Origin of the sequence: Micrococcus sp. KRD026 (assembly GCF_017168445.1) — a bacterium.
Classification (GTDB): domain Bacteria; phylum Actinomycetota; class Actinomycetes; order Actinomycetales; family Micrococcaceae; genus Micrococcus; species Micrococcus luteus.
Window position 1 is genome coordinate 1 of sequence record NZ_JABFBA010000060.1, and the last position, 1,375, is coordinate 1,375.

Annotated in this window: 1 pseudogene; it reads left to right on the forward strand. The window is 70.8% G+C overall.

The window, feature by feature from the left end:
- Positions 1-158 precede the first annotated feature (158 nt).
- A pseudogene (locus J1M40_RS12055) lies at positions 159-1,375 on the forward strand (hypothetical protein); the annotation flags it as partial.

Here is a 1,375-nt window from a genome sequence, read left to right on the forward strand (position 1 = left end):
GGCCCACCAGCGGGCCGGTGAAGGTGGGGGAGTCGAAGGCGCCGATGTCGATCTTGCGGTCGGTGACGACGTAGTCGGTGCTGCCACGGTGGAAGGTCTTTTTTTTTTTCAAGCAGAAGACGGCATACGAGCTGTAGCTCCGTCTCGTGGGCTCGGAGATGGGTATAAGAGACAGGGCCCCCGCCGATCTGTCCTCCCACCAGGAGCAGGCTGCCCCGGAGGAGGTCCCCGCATGGGCCACCATCGGCGGCCTCGGCGCCTTCGCCGCGGCCGGACTGCTGGGCATCGTCGGCCTGCGCCGCCAGCTCCAGCGCCGCCGCCGCCAGCCCGGCCAGTCCGTCCCCATGCCCGAGGAGCAGACCGCGCAGCTGGAGACCCAGCTGCGCGTGGTCGCCGAGCCCGAGCAGGCTGAGGAGCTCGACGTCGTCCAGCGCTGGCTGGCCCGCTGGGCCCACGAGAACGGCCAGGACCTGCCTGAGCTGTTCCTCGTGCGCGTCTCGCCCGAGCAGATCGCCCTCTACCTCATGGCCCCCGCGCAGCTGCCCGAGCCCTTCGTGGCCGAGACCGACGACGGCGTCGTCTGGACGCTGGCCTCCGGCTCCATCGACATCGACCCCGACCTGCCCGCTGCCCCCTACCCCTCGCTGGTCACCGTCGGCCAGGACGACACTCGCTCCCAGGTCCTGCTCGACCTCGAACGCCTGGGCACCCTCGGCATCGACGGCGACCCCCAGCTGACCACCCAGGTCCTCGATGCCATGGCCGTGGAGCTGGCCACCTCCAGCTGGTCCGAGAACGTCACCATCACGCTCGTCGGAGTCGCCGACGGCCTGGCCAAGGTCGTCAGCGACGGCCGCGTCCGCCAGATCGACGACCTGGACCAGCTGATCGGCCAGCTCGACGGCAAGGCCAAGGACATCCGCCGCGCCCTCGACGAGCAGGACGCCGCCACCCTCGACCAGGCCCGCGCCGCCAACCAGGAAGAGGCCTTCGGCCCCGAGATCGTCCTGCTGGGCCTGGAGCCCACCCCCGCCCAGGCTCGTCGCCTCACCGACCTGGCCGGCGCCATCCCGCGGCTGGGCATCGCCGCGGTCACCACCGCCAACCCCCTGGCCTCCGACTGGATCCTGAACCTCGAGGACGAGGACCACGCCGACCTGCTCCCGGTCAATCAGCACCTGCGCCCGCAGAAGATCACCCCCGAGGAGGGCGAGCGGATCAAGGAGCTGCTGGCCACCGCCCTGGAGGACCCCCGCTCCACCGGCCGTGGGACGACCGCCACGATCGACATCAACACCGTCCTGGACGAGCGCCCCCACCTCAGCGCGGTGGCCGATCTCGAGGAGATGCTCCACGAGGAGGAGAACACCCAGGA